Source organism: Methylomonas sp. AM2-LC (genome assembly GCF_039904985.1).
GTDB lineage: Bacteria > Pseudomonadota > Gammaproteobacteria > Methylococcales > Methylomonadaceae > Methylomonas.
In genome coordinates, this window is the sequence record NZ_CP157005.1 from 4361388 (window position 1) to 4380537 (window position 19150).

Genomic DNA, 19150 nt, shown 5'->3' on the forward strand with positions numbered 1-19150 from the left:
TTTATAAGAAAAAATCAGCCGAAATCAATTCGACTACTAGCAGTTTCAGTCCATTTTATCTGACAAAAATCTGAAATTTTTACTGTAAACACCTGATAAGATAAGCATTGCATAAAACTTTTGTAATTATTCAGCGCAGTCTTTTATGAATAAAAATCAATGAACATTAGGCTTCTGGTGAGAAACAAACCGCATCATTAAGCTAAACACACCAAAATTTCGCCGAATCGTTACAAACTTTTTTATGATTTTATCGCTAAAATGCATGACAAAATTTTCTTGCTTATTCGTTGTCAACAGGAGTTATTTTGACTACCCCAGATGAAAAACTCTATAGCCGTCTTGATTTTGGTTTTGCCCGTTTTCTGGGAGAACGTAGCCATTTACAAGGTGAAAGTAGAATTCGCTTTGAAAACTTACTCTTGCAATTATCGGCACAACAATCTTCTGGACATAGCTGCATAGCATTAAGCCCTGAAGACGAGGCAGTTTCTAAGGCATCAGGGCTTTCTTCAAGCAATGAACTAACACCATTAATTATTGAGCAGCACCGTCTGTATTTGCATCGTTATTGGCAATATGAACAAAAACTGGCCGAAAAATTAAAAGCCCTAAGCAATAAAATCTTTGCTTTAAACGAGGCCGATAAACTTTTAGATTGCTATTTTCCAGTAATAGATAACGCTATTGACTGGCAAAAACAAGCAGCAAAATGTGCGCTCACCCAAGGCTTAACTATTATTACTGGCGGACCCGGCACAGGAAAAACTACGACAGTGGTTAAAATTCTGGCCTTGTTACAAGAAACATCTACCTCAGTTTTGCATATGGCTTTAGCCGCACCTACTGGTAAAGCCGCCATGAGGCTACAAGAGTCGATAGCTAAAAACAAGGCTGAGCTGCCCTGCTCACCGCTAATTAAAGCACGTATTCCTGAAAGCGTAACAACACTGCACCGACTTTTAGGCCCCCGACCATTCTCACCTTACTTCCGGCATTGTGCCGAAAAACCGTTACCTTATGACCTGCTAGTGGTGGATGAAAGCTCTATGGTTGATCTAGCCTTGATGAGCAAACTAGTGGATGCATTAAAACCCGGTGCACGCTTGATTTTGCTAGGGGACAAAGACCAATTGGCTTCGGTTGAATCCGGTGCAGTTTTGGCCGATTTAACCCTTAGCTTGCCAAACCAAACAGTGGAATTAATAAAATCACATCGTTTTCAAGGTGCTATTAAAATCTTAGCCGATGCTGTTAATAAACAACAAGCAGAACAGGCTTGGCAGTTGTTAACCCAAAACAATAATGAAACTAGTTTGCTTACAGACGACCCAATTGACTATATCGTTGCAAACTATTCACACTATTTACAGTTAATCAAGAGTTCTGCTGATTTTCTAAGCATTTTTAATGCGTTTAACCAATTTCAAGTGTTATGTAGTAATCGACATGGCTCTAATGCAGTTACTGACATTAATCAACGCGTTGAACAACAGTTATTCAAACTGAATAAAATCAACTTAAGCGGACAGTGGTACGCTGGTAGACCCATCATGATTACTGCTAACAACCCAGGTTTGCAACTGTTTAACGGTGATGTAGGTCTGTGTATACAAGATCCGGATAGTGAAGGTCAGTTGCGAGTATTTTTTTTTCGCGGCGATGGCAGCATTAAAAAACTACAACCCGCTCGCATAGAGGCGTGCGAAACAGTGTATGCAATGACAATTCATAAAAGCCAGGGCTCAGAATTTGAGAATATTCTTATTATACTACCTGATCACAGCAACCCTGTTCTTAGCAAGGAGTTATTGTACACAGCTATTACGCGTGCCAAAACGCAGGTTAAAATGATCAGTAAAGAAAGTGTATTTAAAACAGCGATTACTCACAAAGTACAACGACATAGTGGCTTAGCTGAAAAATTACTTGAGTAATAAAAAAATAATTTTGTAAAAACCCAGTTTAGATCGTGTTAGCTGCTCAATTTATAGTACTTTTAGGCATTATAACTACTAAGGATGTAAATCAATGAAGTCAGTAAAAAAACGCTTTAAAAAAATGCTCGGTGATATTGATACTTCTGCTACTGAGTTGGCAGCCCTATGTATGGATTTAACCCTATTAATTGATATACAGGAATTTACGACCAAGGTATTGACTGTTGTAGATAAACTCAAACTGCAATGTTCTAAAGTTTCTAAAGAGGAATTTAGCGAAACCATTTTAGCTTCTGAAGCATTAGCGGAACTGGAGGAACTTATCGATACAGATGTCATTAGCACTATTGAGGAACGTTTTTTTAGTACTTTGAACTATGATGCAGATCATCCAGTTGGGCTTTTTTTACAGCAAGTACTAAATAAAATAGAAAACCGTCATAAGCTTATTATTGCTCAAATTCAGCAATTACTCACAGTCTGCACAGCCCAAGAATAAGCACTAATGATCGCGTTGCACTGAAAAACGCGCTAATAATTCTAAAGCAGTTTTATAATCAGAATCGGGCAAAACAGCCAGTGATGCGATGGCTTTAGCTGCAGCACGTTCAGCACACTGCTCGGTATACTCAATGGCATTAGTAGCCTTTACCACGGCATAAACTTCGTTAAACGCATCTCTGGATCCTTGCCGAATCGCATCTATAACAGTTTTTGCCTGTTGTTCATTACCGTGTTGAATAGCGTATATTAAAGGTAATGTCGGTTTGCCCTCGGCAAGATCATCCCCCAGGTTTTTCCCCAACTCTGCGGTGCTGGCCTTATAATCCAACGCATCATCAATCAACTGAAAAGCCACTCCTAATTGTTGTCCATAAATTGCCAATGCATCTTCGGTTGCCTCATCTGTATTTGCAATTACCGCGGCCAAACGCGTAGCAGTACTAAATAAAATAGCTGTTTTTCTAGCAATGACTTCTAAATATTTTTCTTCGGTGGTATCAGGATTATTGCAATTGAGTAGTTGTAACACTTCTCCTTCTGCGATGGCTGTTGTGGTTTTGGAAAGAATCTCCATTACCCGCATTTTGTTGGTGCGTACCATCATTTCAAAAGCACTGGAGTACAAGTAATCGCCCACCAAAACGCTGGCAGCATTACCCCAAACTGCATTGGCAGATTCTTTACCTCGACGTAATACTGACTCATCCACCACATCGTCGTGTAGTAAGGTGGCAGTATGGATAAACTCAATGACAGCAGCCATTACTAGATGATGATCATCTACTTTACCCAGTGCTTTTGCGGCCAAAAGCAACAACATGGGGCGCAAGCGCTTGCCACCATTACCGATAATGTAATGGCCAATTTGATTAATAAGCAATACATCTGAACTTAATTCTGCCAAAATTAGTTGATCAACAGCTAAGGTCTCCTGGGCAGTCAAATTTCTGATTGAGTCAAAATCGATGATTACTTTAGCTGTTGTTGATTCATTTGCTATCATGGTATATGGAGGTCTGGCAACATTCAGCCTGAAATTATTTAGCCGCCCATGCTATGAATAATAAGGTACAGTGTCAATAGGGATTATCTATCAATCTGTTGATATTTTGTCTAAATTCAGATTTTTCAACAGTTAAGAGTCATAAAAAAACTTTACCTATTAGCAAGAAACTCATACTAAATTGACAGACAAGCCCCGCTTCACGTATTATTCACAACCTTTTTTATCCGTTCCTTATACAGGCAAAATCTCATGAAAAGAACATACCAACCCAGCAAAATTAAACGCGCCAGAACTCACGGCTTTCGTGCAAGAATGGCAACTGTCGGTGGCCGCAAAGTAATTAACGCGCGTAGAGCCAAAGGTCGCGCTTCGTTGACGGTTTAATTGTCGGCGGAAGATTTTGGCTTTCCTGATCAGTATCGGCTAGGGACGCCTGCTGATTTTAAACATGTATTTAACAATCCTGTAAAATCGATTGATAAATATTTTACAGTGTTAGCAGCGCCCAATCACTTGCCGCATCCTCGGCTTGGTTTAGCGATTGCCAAAAAAACAATAAAAAAAGCAGTCGCACGGAATCGCTTAAAAAGAACTGCCAGAGAAAGCTTTAGACTGCACAGGCAGCATATCGTCAACATTGATATTGTTGTATTGGCAAGAGGAGATGCTGGAAATGCACCCTTATTGATATTGAGAAAGTCATTGGAAAAGCATTGGCTTAAACTGGTAGAACGATGCGACTCCTGCTGATAGCCCTAATTAAGGCTTATAAATACTTAATCAGTCCCTTACTAGGACCGAGATGCCGTTTTTACCCAAGCTGTTCTAGTTATAGCCTGGAAGCAATCCAAGTGCATGGTGCTTTGAAAGGCTCCTACCTCTCGTTTCGTCGACTATTAAAATGCCACCCTTTTCACGAGGGAGGCATTGACCTTGTTCCAAAAAAATTGAGTGAATAACAATGGATAACATTAGATTTGTACTTGTCATGGCGATGTTGATGATTTCCTATATGCTCTGGGAATCTTGGCAAATTGATTATGGCCCCAAACCTCAGGCAATTATCTCTGATAAACCTGTTGTCACTGATAAAGATACAGCAGGAGTCAACACTGAAGCATCGCAAATTGGTAATTTGCCTACAGGTAGCAGCAATGCAACGCTTTCCGCAACAACCGAGCATCAAATCATAACGGTTAAAACCGATGTCGTTTCAGTAGAGATTGATACCGAAGGCGGCACTTTACGTAACCTTGACCTGTTGCAATACCCACATGAGAAAGAAAATACTATCGTCAACAAAGCCTATGAACTTATTGGGATACAAGCCCCTGAAAAAAACCTGAGTCCAATCCGTTTGTTCGATAGCAATCCTGAGCATCTGTTTCTGGCACAAAACGGTCTGGTTTCCAGCGACAACTCAAGCCTGGCCCCCGATCATCACGCCACTTTTACTGGTGAAAAATCGGCTTACACCCTTCAAGAAGGTCAAGAGCAAATCAACATACCGCTGACATGGACTAACGAACAAGGCTTACGCGTAACTAAAATTTACACTTTCAAGCGCGGCAGTTATACCATTGATTTAGAACAAAAAGTTATCAACCAATCAGCAAAACCCTGGACAGGTCGCCAGTATGAACAATTGGTGCGAATAGAACATAGCGACAAAAATAATAATAACTTTATCAGAACTTTTTCCGGCGGCGTTGTATACACCGACAAAGATAAATTTAAAAAAATTAAATATGAAGACATGGAGGATAACCTGAGTTTAACTGCCACTGGCGGTTGGAGCGGAATGATTCAGCATTATTTTGCCAGCGCCTGGATTCCACCGGTTACTCAGGAAAATCATTTTTATACTAAAGCGCTTAACGATTCTCGCTTTGCTATTGGCTCTTATTCAGCTGACATGACTATCCAACCCGATAGCGAAGGCGTATTTAAAGCCGAACTTTTCTCCGGCCCCAAAATTCAACCCATGCTGGAAGCAACAGCCAAGGGTTTGGAACTGACCGTTGATTACAGCTGGCTAACTGTTATTGCCAAACCCATATACTGGCTTTTAAATCAGATACATAGCTACGTTAACAACTGGGGAATAGCGATTTTAGGTATCACTTTCACTATAAAACTGTTGTTCTTCAAACTATCGAAAGCCAGCTATCAATCCATGGCTAAAATGCGCAAAATACAGCCCCGCCTTAAAGAGCTGCAAGAGCGCTATGCTGATGACAGACAGAAATTTAATACTGAAATGATGTCTATGTACAAACGCGAAAAGGTTAATCCTTTGGGCGGATGTTTACCTATCATGGTGCAAATTCCGGTATTTATCTCCCTGTACTGGGTGTTGATTGAAACTGTCGAATTAAGACAGGCCGATTTTGCTTTGTGGATACAAGATTTGTCGGCACAAGATCCTTTTTACTTGCTGCCAATAGTCTATGGTATCACCATGAAAATTCAGCAAAGTCTTAACCCTGCACCTATTGATCCGCTACAGGCTAAAGTCATGAAAATGTTCCCTATCATTTTTACCGTCTTCTTCCTGTTCTTTCCCTCTGGATTGGTTTTATACTGGATTTGCAATAACAGCTTATCAATTATCCAACAGTGGTATATCACTAAACACATCCTAGCAGGGGATGAGCCGACTCATTAAGTCTGTATGTTTGCTGGCGACACCATTGCAGCCATAGCTACACCGCCGGGTAACGGCGGTGTAGGCATTATTAGAATTTCCGGTCCTGCCGTTGCTGACATTGCCCATCACCTCACACGTAAAAAACTCATCCCCCGTTACGCGACATTCTGCAAGTTTCTAAATACAGACGGTAGCAGCATTGACTCCGGCCTATTAATTTATTTCCCTGCACCTGCTTCGTTTACCGGCGAAGATGTACTGGAACTGCAAGGACATGGCGGTCGAGTGGTATTGGACATGTTGCTGCACCGTGTTATTGCAATCGGCGCCCGTCAAGCAAATCCAGGCGAATTTAGTCAACGAGCCTATCTAAACCATAAACTGGATCTGGCTCAAGCCGAAGCTATAGCCGATCTAATTACTAGTAGCACCGAACAAGCAGTACGCTCTGCACAACAATCTTTGCAAGGCGTATTTTCCAAACTGATCAATGAACTGATAGACGAACTGATTGAATTACGCGTTTACATTGAAGCGGCAATAGACTTTGTTGACGAAGAAATTGATTTTCTGCACGACGGTGTGGTGGCTGGAAAAATCACACAACTACACAATAAAGTCCTGAACATTCAAAGTACCGCCCAACAAGGGCGTCTGTTACATGATGGTATGACAGTGGTACTGGCAGGCAAACCTAATGCAGGCAAATCCAGCTTGCTTAATGCCTTGGCTGGACACGAAGCAGCTATCGTTACAGAAATTGCAGGCACCACCCGCGATGTATTACGGGAACACATTCAGCTAGATGGCATGCCCTTACACATTATCGACACAGCAGGCTTGCGTGACAGCGATAACCTGGTGGAACGAGAAGGCATGCGCCGCGCCCGTCAGGAAATTGAAAATGCCGATAAAGTACTACTGCTAATTGATAGTACTGATCCAGAAATCGACAGCACTTTTGATACGCTACCAAACAACATCAACATTACCCGAATTTTCAACAAAATAGACAAATCCGGCAAAATAGCTCAGCGCATAGAAACGGAGCAAGGTACAGATATTTATTTATCGGTTAAAACCGGTGCAGGCATGGAACTCCTAAAACTGCACCTTAAACAAAGTGTAGGTTTTAGCGAAACCGCTGATAGCGTTTTTGTTGCCCGCCGCAGACATCTACAGGCCTTACAACGTGCCAGCCTGGCACTGCAAAACGCCGCTCAACAACTAGAAAATTATGCACCGGAACTGGTAGCAGAAGATCTACGCGAAGCACAAACAAGTCTAGCAGAAATAACGGGTGAATTTACTGCTGATGACTTGTTAGGTGAGATTTTTAGTAGTTTTTGTATTGGAAAGTAAGCAAGTAAAACAAGCGCAAACAACATACAAACAAAAGCAAATATAACAAAGACTTATAAAATTTTAAACGCTGTATATTGTCTAATTATTTCCTTTACTTTCCCATTTTTTACACCTATATTACACCTTTGGATTTTTTAGGTGTAAAAAGGGTGTAAGTAAATGAAGATTACAATAGAAAAACGCACCAACAAAGATGGAGACAAGCAAAGCCTTAGGCTTGTCTATTGGCACGGCAGCTATACAGATTCAAACGGTAAAACCAAGCACACCCGAACCATAGAGCAGCTCGACCAATATCTATTTACTTCACCAAAGAGCAGACCGGAAAAACAGCACAATAAAGAAACCACACAACTTATTGAAAATATCAAAGCCAAACGAATGACCGAAGCTGCCAGTGGTCAGCATGGTTTTACGGATACTACCAAGCTAAACGCTAGTTTCTATAGTTTCTTTTCACAGATCATGGAAACCAAAAAAACCAATAGCAATAGCAGTAACTATAGCGTGTGGAATGGCTGCCTTATTCAACTTAAAAAGCATGCACCAGATGCAAATTTAACTTTTGAGCAAATCACACCTGAATGGCTCGAAGGTGTACGAAAGTTTTTTGAAACCCAAGCAAAAACTAAAAGCGGTAACAATATCAGCAACGGCACCGCTCTTTCATATTTCAACAAGGTAAGAGCCGTTATTAATGCTGCTTACGCTAAAGGGATTATTATTCGTAATCCATTGCCGCAAGTTAAAGGAATTAAGGCTGAACAAACAAAACGAGTTTATTTAACAATTGAAGACGTGCGAAGCCTGGTTAAAACTGAATGCAGATATGATGTATTAAAACGTGCTTTTCTTTTCTCATGTTTAACAGGCTTAAGATGGAGTGATATAAATAAACTTGATTGGCCGGAAATAAGCCAACTTGATGGCGTTTATAGAATTACATTTAATCATAAAAAAACTGGCACATTACAATATTTAGACATAACACAACAGGCTTTTAGTCTATTGGGTGAACCAGCTAAGCAAGGCCGTGTTTTTGAGGGTTTGAAATATTCATCTTATGTCAATGTGGAATTATTACGCTGGTCAATGTCGGCAGGCATTAGCAAGCACGTTACCTTTCACACTGGCCGCCATACTTTTGCTGTAACACTGTTATGTAATGGAACGGATATTTATACACTTTCCAAGTTGCTTGGGCATAGCGAAGTTAAAACAACGCAGATTTACGCTGATATTATCGACAGTGTAAAAAAAGAGGCTATGCACCGTATACCTGATATAGGTCTTTAACAATATGGATATAAAATCCCAATATAAGTTTCCTATATGGGCACCAACAGCCCTTGTGGATGAATTCAGGTCATTAAAATTACTAGCAAGCGATTGCGAAAGCGGAGCGTATCGGTTTGATAATATTGATATTGATATTGATGATTTTTTATCCTATATAAATACTGCCAATGATATGGCCGACATTCTTTTTAATTTGCTAACAAATCCAGACATGGAAGCCGCGTGGCGAGCTTTAGATAGACACCCCCAGAAACCCCGTGATATTTGTCCAAGCTCAGGTAGTAGCTATTATAATGAATTGAAATGGTTTGCTAATCACGGGGGATATACAGATAATTCAAGCAAAGGTGCTTTAGCCATTTGGCGATGTACTGAATTAGCCATTAGAGAGTTTTCTACTAAAATTTTAATAGCAAAAACTCCCGCAGAACGAAGAAGAAAACTTACGTCAATTATTGATAATGCAGAAGTTTTATTAGCTAATATTGAGGAAGATGATTTTGCAAAAAATATTAATGCCACACTAGTAGAAAAATACTTATCTCAAAAATTCATTGAAAATCAAACCACTAATGAAATAAAACTTAGTCCATTGGAAATTTTATTTAATCATGCAGGTTCGCCAAGTCTTAAAAATGATATTTCTGAGGCTAGAAATGCAATGCGAGAAATTATTAATCATGAAGTAGATTCTAAGCTAAAGGAAAATAAAGATTATCAGAAATTTTTAGCAAATACTTCTGATGAAAATTTTAATAGTATTGAAACACCACAAGAAATAAATGATTTTGAAGCTGAGCTTACAGAATTTGAAGATAATTTTTATAATCGTCCTTGGAATGAAAATCCTTTGATCTATAGACTTGTATATTGGGTATCGGTTGCCAAAAATATAAACACTTCCGAGCTTTTACGTTTTTTAATTGATTGTGTTCAACACGAGGCGAATACAGAGTTAGAAATTAAGCAACCAAACCGAGGCGAAACCTTGAAAAAGGCATTCTTAATACGCCGCCTTAGCGATCACATGATGTGGCTTTATGGTCAACCGCTAGATGATGTTGTTGCCCGCATTGTCTCTGTTATTATCGGCATCCCTCTATCAAGAGATGATGTTAAACCATACCGCTTAGGGAATAAAAACAGCCGTATTAACTAAGTTTCATCCCGTTACACCGCTATTTTTCCGCTTAATAATCTTGACTCCATAACTAAATTCAAAAGAGTCAAGAAACATGCAAACAATTACCTTACAAGATATTTCTGACCGTCTGGCCGTGCTAACAACGGCTGTCTTAAGTAATAAAAACGCTCTGAACCTCGATGAAGCCGCGGCCTTTACAGGGTTAACCGCTTCCACAATTTACAAGCTAACATCCACTCAACAAATCCCCCACTACAAGCCGCGCGGCAAAATGTTGTACTTTGATCGGGCAGAGCTTGAATCATGGCTATTATCGCGGCGCGTTAAACCTATCGACGAAATCGAACAGGCCGCAACTAATCACATTGTAGGAACCAACACTAATCAACATAAATCAATTAGTGGGGGTGCTAAATGAGTAAGTTTTCTACAATTGAAATTCCACCTAATTGGCGTGTTATTTATCGTTTTACTGATATGAAAACCAACACACTAAAATTTCAAGAATTACCTGTATTTGGCGTTATGTGTGTTGAAGAGTCTTCAGAAGTAAAAGCAATAACACCTATTGGTTTAATTTCTTGCAATTTTGCATTTATAGGTGATGACGGGCGCGTTTATAGTTGTACTAAAATCAGAAAGGAATTTAACTCAATTCAAGCGTGGAAAGATTTTTTATCAGACAGGATAAGTTAAATGACCTGGCGACATATAGAAGATACATGCCGCGCGGCCTGCCTGGTTGTTGGAGTCGAATTTAAAACCGTTCCCAGTGATGGCCGATGGCATACGGCTAATTTATTGGATGATCATAAAGGCCGTAATGATGGTCGAATTAAGGTTTTTCCAGATCAACAAGGGGGAATTGTTTGGAACCACAAAACAGGTGATAGGCAAACATTTTTTATCAATAGTGTTGGTAAAGGTGTTTCGTTATCCCCTGAAGAACGGCGGCGTATTGAGACTGAACAAGCAAAACGGCAAGCTGAACAGTTAGATATCTTAGAAAAAGCTGCACAAAGGGCTGTTTCTATCTGGTCTGAAGCCTTGCCCGCGCCGGTTGATCATCCTTACTTAGTAAGGAAACAAATTAAGCCTTACTCGCTACGTGTTGGTAAGTGGAAACGGGTTATTAAAACCGATAGTGGACAACGTAAAACACTGATTATAAACAACTCGCTATTGCTGCCTTTGTTTAATGAGTCGGGCGCTATTCGTAGTATGCAGGCAATATTTCCTGAAACACACTCCGATTTTGGCCGTGATAAGGACTTTATACCTGGTGGCGGTTTAGCTGGTTTGTTCTGGTGGATTGGTGCAAAAACTGAAACTGTTTTGATAGCAGAGGGATTTGCTACAGGCGCAACGCTGCATGATGAAACAGGTTATCGCGTCTATTTGGCGTTTACGGCTAATAATTTATTAGCGGTTGGCCGGATTGTTAGAGAAAAACTGCCAGATGCATCAATTATTTTTTGCGCCGATAACGATAAAACAGCCGGTAATCCCGGCTTAACTAAAGCTACAGAAGCGGCGGCCTATGTGGGTGGAAGCGTGGCCGTGCCGCCGATCTGGGGGGATTTTAACGAATATGCTATATTTTTAAAGGCTGGTAATCATGTCAGATAATAATGAAAACAAGCGTGTTTTAGCCGTTGTTAATTCTGCCAAGAAAGCACCAAGCAAAGTAAAGGGTAGCAAGAGCAGTGGTGATGGCACAGAAAAAAACGAGGGCTTACGGTTTGGTCAATATCAAATAATCAATAACGCATTTAATCGCATAAAAACCAAAGAGGGCGGTATTGAAATTACAATTCCATTATGTAATTTTACTTGTAAAATTCTTGAAGAAATCTTTTTTGATAGCGGTCTAAGTGATGAAATTAAATTAAAAATTGAAGGAATACGGCAAGATGGCAAGCCATTATCGGCTTTTGATATACCGCTCAACCGCTTCACGTCTAGTCAAGGTGGTTGGCAAAACGACGCGTGGGGCATGTTGCCGCGGATTGCAACTGGTTCAACTGTAAAGGAAAGCTTAAGGGATTGCGTTCACCACTATTCACAATTAAACGGTGATATTCCTAGACGTACCGTATACAAATATATGGGATGGAAGAAAATTAATGATAAATGGCATTACTTGACACCAACAGGTGCAATAACTGAAAGCGGTCTGATTAATTCAATAAAGGTTGATTTAGGAACTGGTCACATGGGTTTGTATGGTTTACCAGCGCCTTTGACAGGAGAACCGCTTAAGCAGGCCGTAAATGATGCGTTAATGCTATTAAAAGTTTGTCCTAATAAGCAGCATATTGGCATTGCATTACTGGCCGCAATTGCCCGCGCCCCACTTGGCGAGTGTTTACATACAGATTTTGCTTTATGGCTACACGGTAAATCAGGTTCTCGAAAATCAGCTTTAGCGTTTATTGCTCAAGGTTTTTTCGGTAAATTTGAGGATAAAGGATTTCCCGCAAATTGGGGCGATACAGGCACCGACATTGAAGCAAAAGCCTATCAAGCAAAAGATGCATTCTATGTAATTGATGACTATAAGCCTATCGGTGGTGAAAGAGACGTTAAGGCGCTTGAAAAAATAGCAGACAGAATAATTAGGGGAACCGGAAACCAAAGCGGGCGCGGTCGGCGCGGCGCTGGAATGGAGGAAATGGCAGCTTATTATAATCGGTCAATGACGTTAATAACTGGTGAGGACGTGGCACCTGGTCAATCGTTGATTGGTAGGTTATTGGTTCTTGAAATGTCTCCTGGTGACATTGACCTTTCAATTTTAAATAAAATGCAAGATGCATCTAGGGCTGAAAAGCTTTCAGGCTTAATATCTGCTTATGTGCAATGGTTAGCGCCTAAATATGATCAACTTAAGCTTGATTTGCCCGTTATAGTTAAACAGTATAGAGATGCGGCAGACCGGGATAAGATTGCTACATCCCATTCAAGAGCACCTACCATTTATGCCAACATGGTTGCTAGTTCTGAAATTTTTCTGGAATTTCTTGAGGATATTGGCGTTATTAGTAGTGAGCAAAGCAATAATTTACTATCCAACTTTGAAATAAGTCTACAGGGATTACTTAAAGAACAAAATTCCTACCAAGCAGATCAAGATGAATGTAATCGGTTTATTGAGTTGTTAAGAGCCGCATTAAGTGGCGGGAATGCTCATATTTCCGACAGTAAAACCCAAGAAGAACCCGCAACAAGGCCGCATTCATTTGGTTGGATAAATATGGGCATTGGTGATGATAAAGTTTATCAACCTAAAGGGGATTTGATCGGGTGGTACGTTGCCCCAAAAAACAACCGGCCAAGTAAGATTTTCTTACAAAAGGACATGGCTTATCAGGCCGCCCAAAGATGCGCTACAACACAAAAGCAAACATTTCATAGCGGTAGTATGGCTTCTTTATGGCGGCTGTTACTTAATAAAGGTTGGATAGAACCAGATAATAGTGAGGGTAAGCCAAGGCCAGACCCGAAAAAACGTATTGATGGTGTTTATCATCGTGTTTTAGTTTTACGTGAAGATGTATTGTTTCCACCTGCCCCAGTGGTAAAAGATAGTGAAGACGACGATTAAAACAAAATACCCCAATGTATTTTTGGGTATATTCCCAGTTTTTTACTGCACTTGGGTATACTCAAAGCCTTGCCAGCCCTAGTCTAGAGACGAATATACCCAAAAACCCGTATTATTTTGAACACATACATACAATAGATTTTTAATTTGTTCTTTAGTCCTAGATTCTGAATGTTATATATATCTAATCCCCGCGCCCCGTCTCATATACGCCATAGGTTGGCTGGCTCTGTTGTTGCTATTAAGACTTAAAGCGGTATGGATTTAAATCCATACCTTACAAACTGGTAACGCACCCCCATGGGGGTATAAATCCCTAAAGCTAATTAATCACTTTGCGCTAGCCCAACCCCAGATAGTTACGGCAGTAATTAATATAAAAAAGCCCATATAGGGGGGGGTGGGTAAAAGTCTAAATTTGACACTGCCCTTTGCGTCGCCAGAGCTAAATTTTTACTAATGGGATTTTGAATACAAAAAACCAATTAATTAACAACAACTTATCAATAAATAATGTAAATAATTTATTGCTTGTGGATAACTAAAATTCCATTTCTAGCATTAAATCAACACGTATACAGTAATGGTTAAGCCTCGCTTAAAAAAATAATTACTATATATATAAATATTAATAGGGATATTGGGTATATATAGCTGTATACCTTGCTACACTTAGCTTTGCGTATACCCAGAAATTATTTTACTTATGGGTATATACCCAATTTTTTGGGTGTATTTTTGGATTTTGCAGCACTTAGGGCAATACGACTAACATAAGCAGGTTGGCCGCCTTGCCCGGATCGACAGTCAGCCGGTATACCTGGTCAGCCTTGCCATGATCGGCAGCCAGTCGGTGCGCCTGGTCAGCCTTGCCCTGATCGACGGCCAGCACGTTACCTGGTCGGCCTTACCCATATCGGCAGCCAGCCGGTAAGTGTAGTCAGTCTGTGTATTTAGCAACCACAATTAAGCCGCCCACCTCTTTGGCGTAAATCGTTGGGTGCGGGGCATACTGAGCACCTTTGGGTAAGGAAAGTTATTTGATGAGTTGTGTTAACTAAAATCAACCCTGCCCAGATCGGCAGCCAGTCAGTGTACCTGGTCAGCCTTGCCATGATCGGCAGCCAGTCAGTGTACCTGGTCAGCCTTGCCCTGATCGACAGTCAGCCGGTATACCTGGTCAGCCTTGCCATGATCGGCAGCCAGTCGGTGCGCCTGGTCAGCCTTGCCCTGATCGACGGCCAGCACGTTACCTGGTCGGCCTTACCCATATCGGCAGCCAGCCGGTAAGTGTAGTCAGTCTGTGTATTTAGCAACCACAATTAAGCCGCCCACCTCTTTGGCGTAAATCGTTGAGTGCGGGGCATACTGAGCACATTTGGGTAAGGAAAGTTATTTGATGAGTTGTGTTAACTAAAATCAACCCTGCCCAGATCGGCAGCCAGTCAGTGTACCTGGTCAGCCTTGCCCTGATCGACAGTCAGCCGGTATACCTGGTCAGCCTTGCCATGATCGGCAGCCAGTCGGTGCGCCTGGTCAGCCTTGCCCTGATCGACGGCCAGCACGTTACCTGGTCGGCCTTACCCATATCGGCAGCCAGCCGGTAAGTGTAGTCAGTCTGTGTATTTAGCAACCACAATTAAGCCGCCCACCTCTTTGGCGTAAATCGTTGGGTGCGGGGCATACTGAGCACCTTTGGGTAAGGAAAGTTATTTGATGAGTTGTGTTAACTAAAATCAACCCTGCCCAGATCGGCAGCCAGTCAGTGTACCTGGTCAGCCTTACCCAGATCGACAGCTAGTCGGTTTACCTGGACAACTTAACTTATGTTTACGGAAGCCTTGACAGCGTTACATACAGGGTTCAGAATTAAACCACCTTACAGCAGTAAGGACGGGATTTGCACCCCGACAAACAAAGGCGGTAAAACGCCACTTTTTACAGTGGCTTTTTTGTGCGCGTCATTCTGCGTGGCTTACTTCCATGCTATCTGTTATGGCGTGGCTATTTGGGCAGCCGTAAGGTTGGCCGGTGCCTTTGTCCGGTAGTGCAAACCCACTTAGCCACGTCGCCACATTGATTTGCACCAATGGGCGGCGGTTGTTCACTTTACAAAGGAAAACCGACATGTCTAAACCTACCCAAATTTCAATTTTCAAAAAACTTAATGCAAGCGAAATAAGCTCTTTAGCGACATATTTGGAAAAAATAGAACAATCTCAACGTGCAATTGCATCGTGCGCCAAATTACTTTACATGTTTCAGCTTGATGATGAATGCGGCGGCGAAATTCCGGAAAATGTTAAAACAGGTTATGTTAAAGGCGGGTTGTTAGAAGCAATACAACTAGCCGTTAATGAAATCGATTGTTTAATTGAAGATTTAGGAACACAAGCCCAATTTGCAAAAAAGTTAAATCTAGGCGGTGCACAATGATCGATTTATTATTTGATAAAGCAAAGGGTTGTTTATCGACTAAAGATATTAAAAGCCTTGCAAGTTATCCTGACTATATTGAGATGCAGTCAGAAAGCATAGCTGATACGTTGGATTTTGTAGCAATGGTTATTGCTGATGATTCCCGCAAAAATTTTATAAGCCTTGATAAAGTTGCTTCAATTTTATGGGGTTTGTCGTATCGAGCAAGGGATGTTGCCAAATTAACATCTATTGCTAGTGAAGCTGAATATTTGTTAAGCGTCTATAAAGACAACCGGTCATCCTGATTTAATCACTGTCGCTAATAAAAGGCCGGTATAGTGACCGGCTTTTTTATTTAGGCTGAAATTATCTTGTAAAGGGTTGGTCTGCTAATACCATAATCTTTAGCTAGTTTGCTTTTGTCCTCACCTAGTGTTGCCTTGGCTTTGATTTCTGCGGTTTGTTCTGCGGTAAGTTTGGATGGTGCGCCTAGTTTTTTACCTTGTGCTTTGGCGGCCTCTATGCCCTCGCGTTGTCTTTCTTTGATTAAGGTTCTTTCAAATTCTGCAAACGCGCCTAACATTTGTAGCATAAGTGTTTGCATGGGTGAAGTGTTGGAAGCTTCAAAGGTTAGGTGTTCTTTGTAAAATTTAACTGTTACACCTTTTGCCGTTAAGGTTTCGATGATGGTTTGCAGGTCTTTTAAATTTCTGGCTAAACGGTCGATGCTATGAACGTGCAATATATCGCCGTCTCTAAGATGGTTTGTGCAGTTTGTCAGTTCTGGCCGGTTAGCATCTTTGCCGCTGGCCTTATCGGTAAATGTACGATCTAGTTGCACATCCACTAATTGGCGTTCTGTGTTTTGAGATGTTGAGCTTACTCTAATGTATCCAATATTTTGACCTTTCATAGTAACCACCCATTGATGTGTAAATAAATATCTTAGAGTAATGTTAACAAGTGTAAAATAAATGTCAAATTAAGTTTATTTTACACGGTAGAATGCGGGTTTGCTGGGTGTCTGCAAAGTGTAAATTAATGTATACATTATTTACACTGATTTGCGGTAGTAGATGATTTTCGTATAGAGTGACTTTGTTCAGTCTATAATAGTGCCTAGCTTAGACGCTAAATTATCCAACCTTATTTCTTTACAATATTGTTGGTGTTTCTTCGTTACTCAGCTTAGCTACTCTGATTATTCGCTGATGAGTTTGTAACATTTTTTCAGAATTGCACTATAAACGATTTAATTAAAGTAACTATTGCTACGCGAGGCCTTTCGGTGTGTATAAGTTAGCGTTTTATAGTAAATCATAAGACTGAATAAAAACTATTTATATATACAATAAAGGATTTTGATGCATTCGTTATTACCATATTCGATAAGATGCTATAACCCATCATTAACTGGCGACAGTGACAGTAAAAACAAATATGCACTGCTAGATAAAATTGGGCAATTTGATGTTTATAATTTACTAAAAAGCTACATTGATTCACATATAAATTTTAAAATTGTTGAAGAGCATAAGCAAGTTTTCAGATTCAATAGTGTAGTATTTAATTCTGATAAAAGAATTATATATGGTTGGCTTCAAGTTGGCATGTATGGAATAAAAACCGATATAATAAATATAGATACTGGTGAAGTTGATTTTGAGAAAGCTGTTAATAATGCTGAAGTTATAAATCATTTTGTATATTTTTATTTGCCTAAAAATTTAAATAAAGGGATAGCTCTTCTTCATGCTCATGGCTTGCATGGGGTAAAAACATTGTTTTTTGAATTATTTAGTAAATATTTTAATCAAGTAACTAAACTTAACCTCCAAATGAATCCTTTATCTTATGAAAAAGCGGTTAACAAATGGATGGATGGTAATATTGTAGAAATCAGATTAAATAAGTTTGATGGTTGGAAAGATCGTACTGATGCGCTTTTCAATGGTGGGAGTAATGAACATTCACTTATTATAAAATCTATTAAAAAAGGTAAGATTTCAAATGCTATTGGTCAATTTAAGGATTGCTTGAATAAAAACTCTGATACAGCAAAAGCAATAGAGGTGTTGAGTTCTCATTGCTCTCAAGTTAAGACTGTTGTAGCACTAGGAAAACAAACTCGTATTTTTACAGTTGGAAACTCAGAGGCTCATACGATGTACTCAATAGAAGCGCCCGACGAATTAAAATTGGTGGATGGCAATCCAGAGTATACAGCTATACAGGAATGGTGTGAGGAAATATCAACAGAATTTTTTAACGAATTGTTTCCGGGAGTTGTCATGTATCCAAGTATTGAGGTTCCATAATGAGTAGCAAACTAAACATAACAGAAATAATATTAGGACATTTCAAAACGTTAAAAAATAGCAATGGCAATTTTTCGAAAGCAGATATTTCTGTTTTTTTTATAATGCCTCTGATATTTACTTTTTTTTCTATATATAGTTCATTCCGGTTAAATGATGATATCACTTCGTTGCTAGTGAATTTTGGCTCTATATTTACTGCGCTTCTTTTATCAGTATTAGTCCTAGTTTATGATCAAGAATCAAAATTAGATGCCGTCAAAAATAGCGATCCATTTTTTACAATAAAAAAAGAGCTATTAAGGGAGCTTTATTACAATATAAGTTATTCAATTATTTGCTCATTATTACTTGTTCTTCTGTGCTTTATTCACTCAATTGTTGAATCGAAATGCTTTCTATTTAATGTTTTTGATATGACGTTATGTTTTAAATATGATGAGTACTTGGCAACTCCTTTAGTTATTTTTATTACTTCTAATTTATTTTTAAACATTATAATGATTGTTAAAAGAATGCATGCTATGTTGATATCACATCACGGGCCATAATAGAATAAAAGTCATCATAACTAGCTATAAGTCACAATATAAACTACAAAATTATTTTTTTTATACAAATACCTGTGACGATTCTTCTTAATGTAGTAAGAACTTGCCCTGCAAGCTACTTACAATCTTTTGCTGGTACATCAAAGCCTTTGCCAAATAGTTTCTCTATTTCTGACCTAAAAACTAAAGCTGTAAAAGCTTGGGCATTAAAAAACCCATTGTTTTATAATCTTTCTCCTTCCCCCGCCCGTCCTAACCATCATGCCTTTAGACGCTGGCTGCGTATTCCATTCTATAATACCACTAATACTTACACCCAATTTACACCTATAAATATATAAATTA

The 19150-nt window shown here is 39.7% G+C and carries 22 protein-coding genes; 19 read left to right on the forward strand and 3 right to left on the reverse strand.

The window, feature by feature from the left end:
• Positions 1-308 precede the first annotated feature (308 nt).
• On the forward strand, positions 309-1937 hold the full coding sequence (recD, locus tag ABH008_RS19375; protein ID WP_347987254.1) for an exodeoxyribonuclease V subunit alpha: 1629 nt from the start codon (positions 309-311) through the stop codon (positions 1935-1937).
• A gap of 94 nt (positions 1938-2031) precedes the next feature.
• Positions 2032-2439 carry a hypothetical protein gene (locus tag ABH008_RS19380; RefSeq protein WP_347987255.1) on the forward strand — a complete coding sequence of 136 codons (408 nt, stop codon included), beginning with the start codon at positions 2032-2034 and terminating at the stop codon, positions 2437-2439.
• Positions 2440-2442: 3 nt separating this feature from the next.
• Here ABH008_RS19380 and ABH008_RS19385 read toward each other — a convergent pair whose 3' ends face one another.
• Positions 2443-3447 carry a polyprenyl synthetase family protein gene (locus tag ABH008_RS19385; RefSeq protein WP_347987256.1) on the reverse strand — a complete coding sequence of 335 codons (1005 nt, stop codon included), beginning with the start codon at positions 3445-3447 and terminating at the stop codon, positions 2443-2445.
• A gap of 252 nt (positions 3448-3699) precedes the next feature.
• Here ABH008_RS19385 and rpmH point away from each other — a divergent pair, with 252 nt between their 5' ends.
• From rpmH to ABH008_RS19440, 11 genes are all read left to right on the forward strand, one after another.
• The gene (gene rpmH / locus ABH008_RS19390; RefSeq protein ID WP_020483365.1) at positions 3700-3834 is read left to right on the forward strand and encodes a 50S ribosomal protein L34; all 135 of its coding nucleotides are present in this window, start codon (positions 3700-3702) and stop codon (positions 3832-3834) included.
• A complete protein-coding gene (rnpA, locus tag ABH008_RS19395) occupies positions 3835-4200 on the forward strand; it encodes a ribonuclease P protein component (protein WP_347987257.1) in 366 nt (121 codons plus the stop codon).
• Positions 4185-4409, forward strand: coding sequence for a membrane protein insertion efficiency factor YidD (yidD, locus tag ABH008_RS19400; RefSeq protein ID WP_347987258.1), 225 nt, complete (start codon positions 4185-4187; stop codon positions 4407-4409). Before rnpA ends, yidD begins: the two co-directional genes overlap by 16 nt.
• Positions 4410-4411: 2 nt before the next feature.
• Positions 4412-6118, forward strand: coding sequence for a membrane protein insertase YidC (gene yidC / locus ABH008_RS19405; RefSeq protein WP_347987259.1), 1707 nt, complete (start codon positions 4412-4414; stop codon positions 6116-6118).
• Positions 6119-6124: 6 nt separating this feature from the next.
• Positions 6125-7462, forward strand: a complete 1338-nt coding sequence (gene mnmE, locus ABH008_RS19410; protein ID WP_347987260.1) for a tRNA uridine-5-carboxymethylaminomethyl(34) synthesis GTPase MnmE — start codon at positions 6125-6127, stop codon at positions 7460-7462.
• 384 nt (positions 7463-7846) lie between these two features.
• Positions 7847-8761, forward strand: a complete 915-nt coding sequence (locus ABH008_RS19415; RefSeq protein ID WP_347987261.1) for a site-specific integrase — start codon at positions 7847-7849, stop codon at positions 8759-8761.
• A 4-nt stretch (positions 8762-8765) separates the two neighbouring features.
• Positions 8766-9923 (forward strand): hypothetical protein, encoded by a 1158-nt coding sequence (locus tag ABH008_RS19420; RefSeq protein WP_347987262.1) that lies wholly within the window; start codon positions 8766-8768, stop codon positions 9921-9923.
• A gap of 76 nt (positions 9924-9999) precedes the next feature.
• A complete protein-coding gene (locus ABH008_RS19425) occupies positions 10000-10326 on the forward strand; it encodes a helix-turn-helix domain-containing protein (RefSeq protein ID WP_347987263.1) in 327 nt (108 codons plus the stop codon).
• Positions 10323-10604 (forward strand): hypothetical protein, encoded by a 282-nt coding sequence (locus ABH008_RS19430; RefSeq protein WP_347987264.1) that lies wholly within the window; start codon positions 10323-10325, stop codon positions 10602-10604. Before ABH008_RS19425 ends, ABH008_RS19430 begins: the two co-directional genes overlap by 4 nt.
• Positions 10605-11537 carry a hypothetical protein gene (locus tag ABH008_RS19435; RefSeq protein ID WP_347987265.1) on the forward strand — a complete coding sequence of 311 codons (933 nt, stop codon included), beginning with the start codon at positions 10605-10607 and terminating at the stop codon, positions 11535-11537. It abuts the gene before it with no gap.
• Positions 11527-13515 carry a cell wall-binding protein gene (locus ABH008_RS19440; RefSeq protein ID WP_347987266.1) on the forward strand — a complete coding sequence of 663 codons (1989 nt, stop codon included), beginning with the start codon at positions 11527-11529 and terminating at the stop codon, positions 13513-13515. Before ABH008_RS19435 ends, ABH008_RS19440 begins: the two co-directional genes overlap by 11 nt.
• Before the next feature lie 754 nt (positions 13516-14269).
• On the opposite strand, the gene ABH008_RS19445 is transcribed toward ABH008_RS19440, so the two are convergent.
• Positions 14270-14407 carry a hypothetical protein gene (locus ABH008_RS19445; protein ID WP_347987267.1) on the reverse strand — a complete coding sequence of 46 codons (138 nt, stop codon included), beginning with the start codon at positions 14405-14407 and terminating at the stop codon, positions 14270-14272.
• A gap of 158 nt (positions 14408-14565) precedes the next feature.
• On the opposite strand from ABH008_RS19445, the gene ABH008_RS19450 reads away from it, so the two are divergent.
• The 4 genes from ABH008_RS19450 (at position 14566) to ABH008_RS19465 (ending at position 16241) form a co-directional block, all read left to right on the forward strand.
• On the forward strand, positions 14566-14805 hold the full coding sequence (locus ABH008_RS19450; RefSeq protein ID WP_347987268.1) for a hypothetical protein: 240 nt from the start codon (positions 14566-14568) through the stop codon (positions 14803-14805).
• A gap of 116 nt (positions 14806-14921) precedes the next feature.
• Positions 14922-15122 carry a hypothetical protein gene (locus tag ABH008_RS19455; RefSeq protein WP_347987269.1) on the forward strand — a complete coding sequence of 67 codons (201 nt, stop codon included), beginning with the start codon at positions 14922-14924 and terminating at the stop codon, positions 15120-15122.
• Positions 15123-15642: 520 nt separating this feature from the next.
• Positions 15643-15951: a hypothetical protein gene (locus ABH008_RS19460; RefSeq protein WP_347987270.1), complete on the forward strand. Its 309-nt coding sequence runs from the start codon at positions 15643-15645 to the stop codon at positions 15949-15951.
• On the forward strand, positions 15948-16241 hold the full coding sequence (locus tag ABH008_RS19465) for a hypothetical protein (RefSeq protein WP_347987271.1): 294 nt from the start codon (positions 15948-15950) through the stop codon (positions 16239-16241). The genes ABH008_RS19460 and ABH008_RS19465 overlap by 4 nt, the downstream gene beginning before the upstream one ends.
• Before the next feature lie 50 nt (positions 16242-16291).
• Here the strand turns inward: ABH008_RS19465 and ABH008_RS19470 are convergent, their stop codons facing one another.
• Positions 16292-16849, reverse strand: coding sequence for a recombinase family protein (locus tag ABH008_RS19470; RefSeq protein ID WP_347987272.1), 558 nt, complete (start codon positions 16847-16849; stop codon positions 16292-16294).
• A gap of 451 nt (positions 16850-17300) precedes the next feature.
• Here ABH008_RS19470 and ABH008_RS19475 point away from each other — a divergent pair, with 451 nt between their 5' ends.
• Positions 17301-18254 (forward strand): hypothetical protein, encoded by a 954-nt coding sequence (locus tag ABH008_RS19475; protein ID WP_347987273.1) that lies wholly within the window; start codon positions 17301-17303, stop codon positions 18252-18254.
• A complete protein-coding gene (locus ABH008_RS19480) occupies positions 18254-18805 on the forward strand; it encodes a hypothetical protein (RefSeq protein ID WP_347987274.1) in 552 nt (183 codons plus the stop codon). Before ABH008_RS19475 ends, ABH008_RS19480 begins: the two co-directional genes overlap by 1 nt.
• Positions 18806-19150 lie beyond the last annotated feature (345 nt).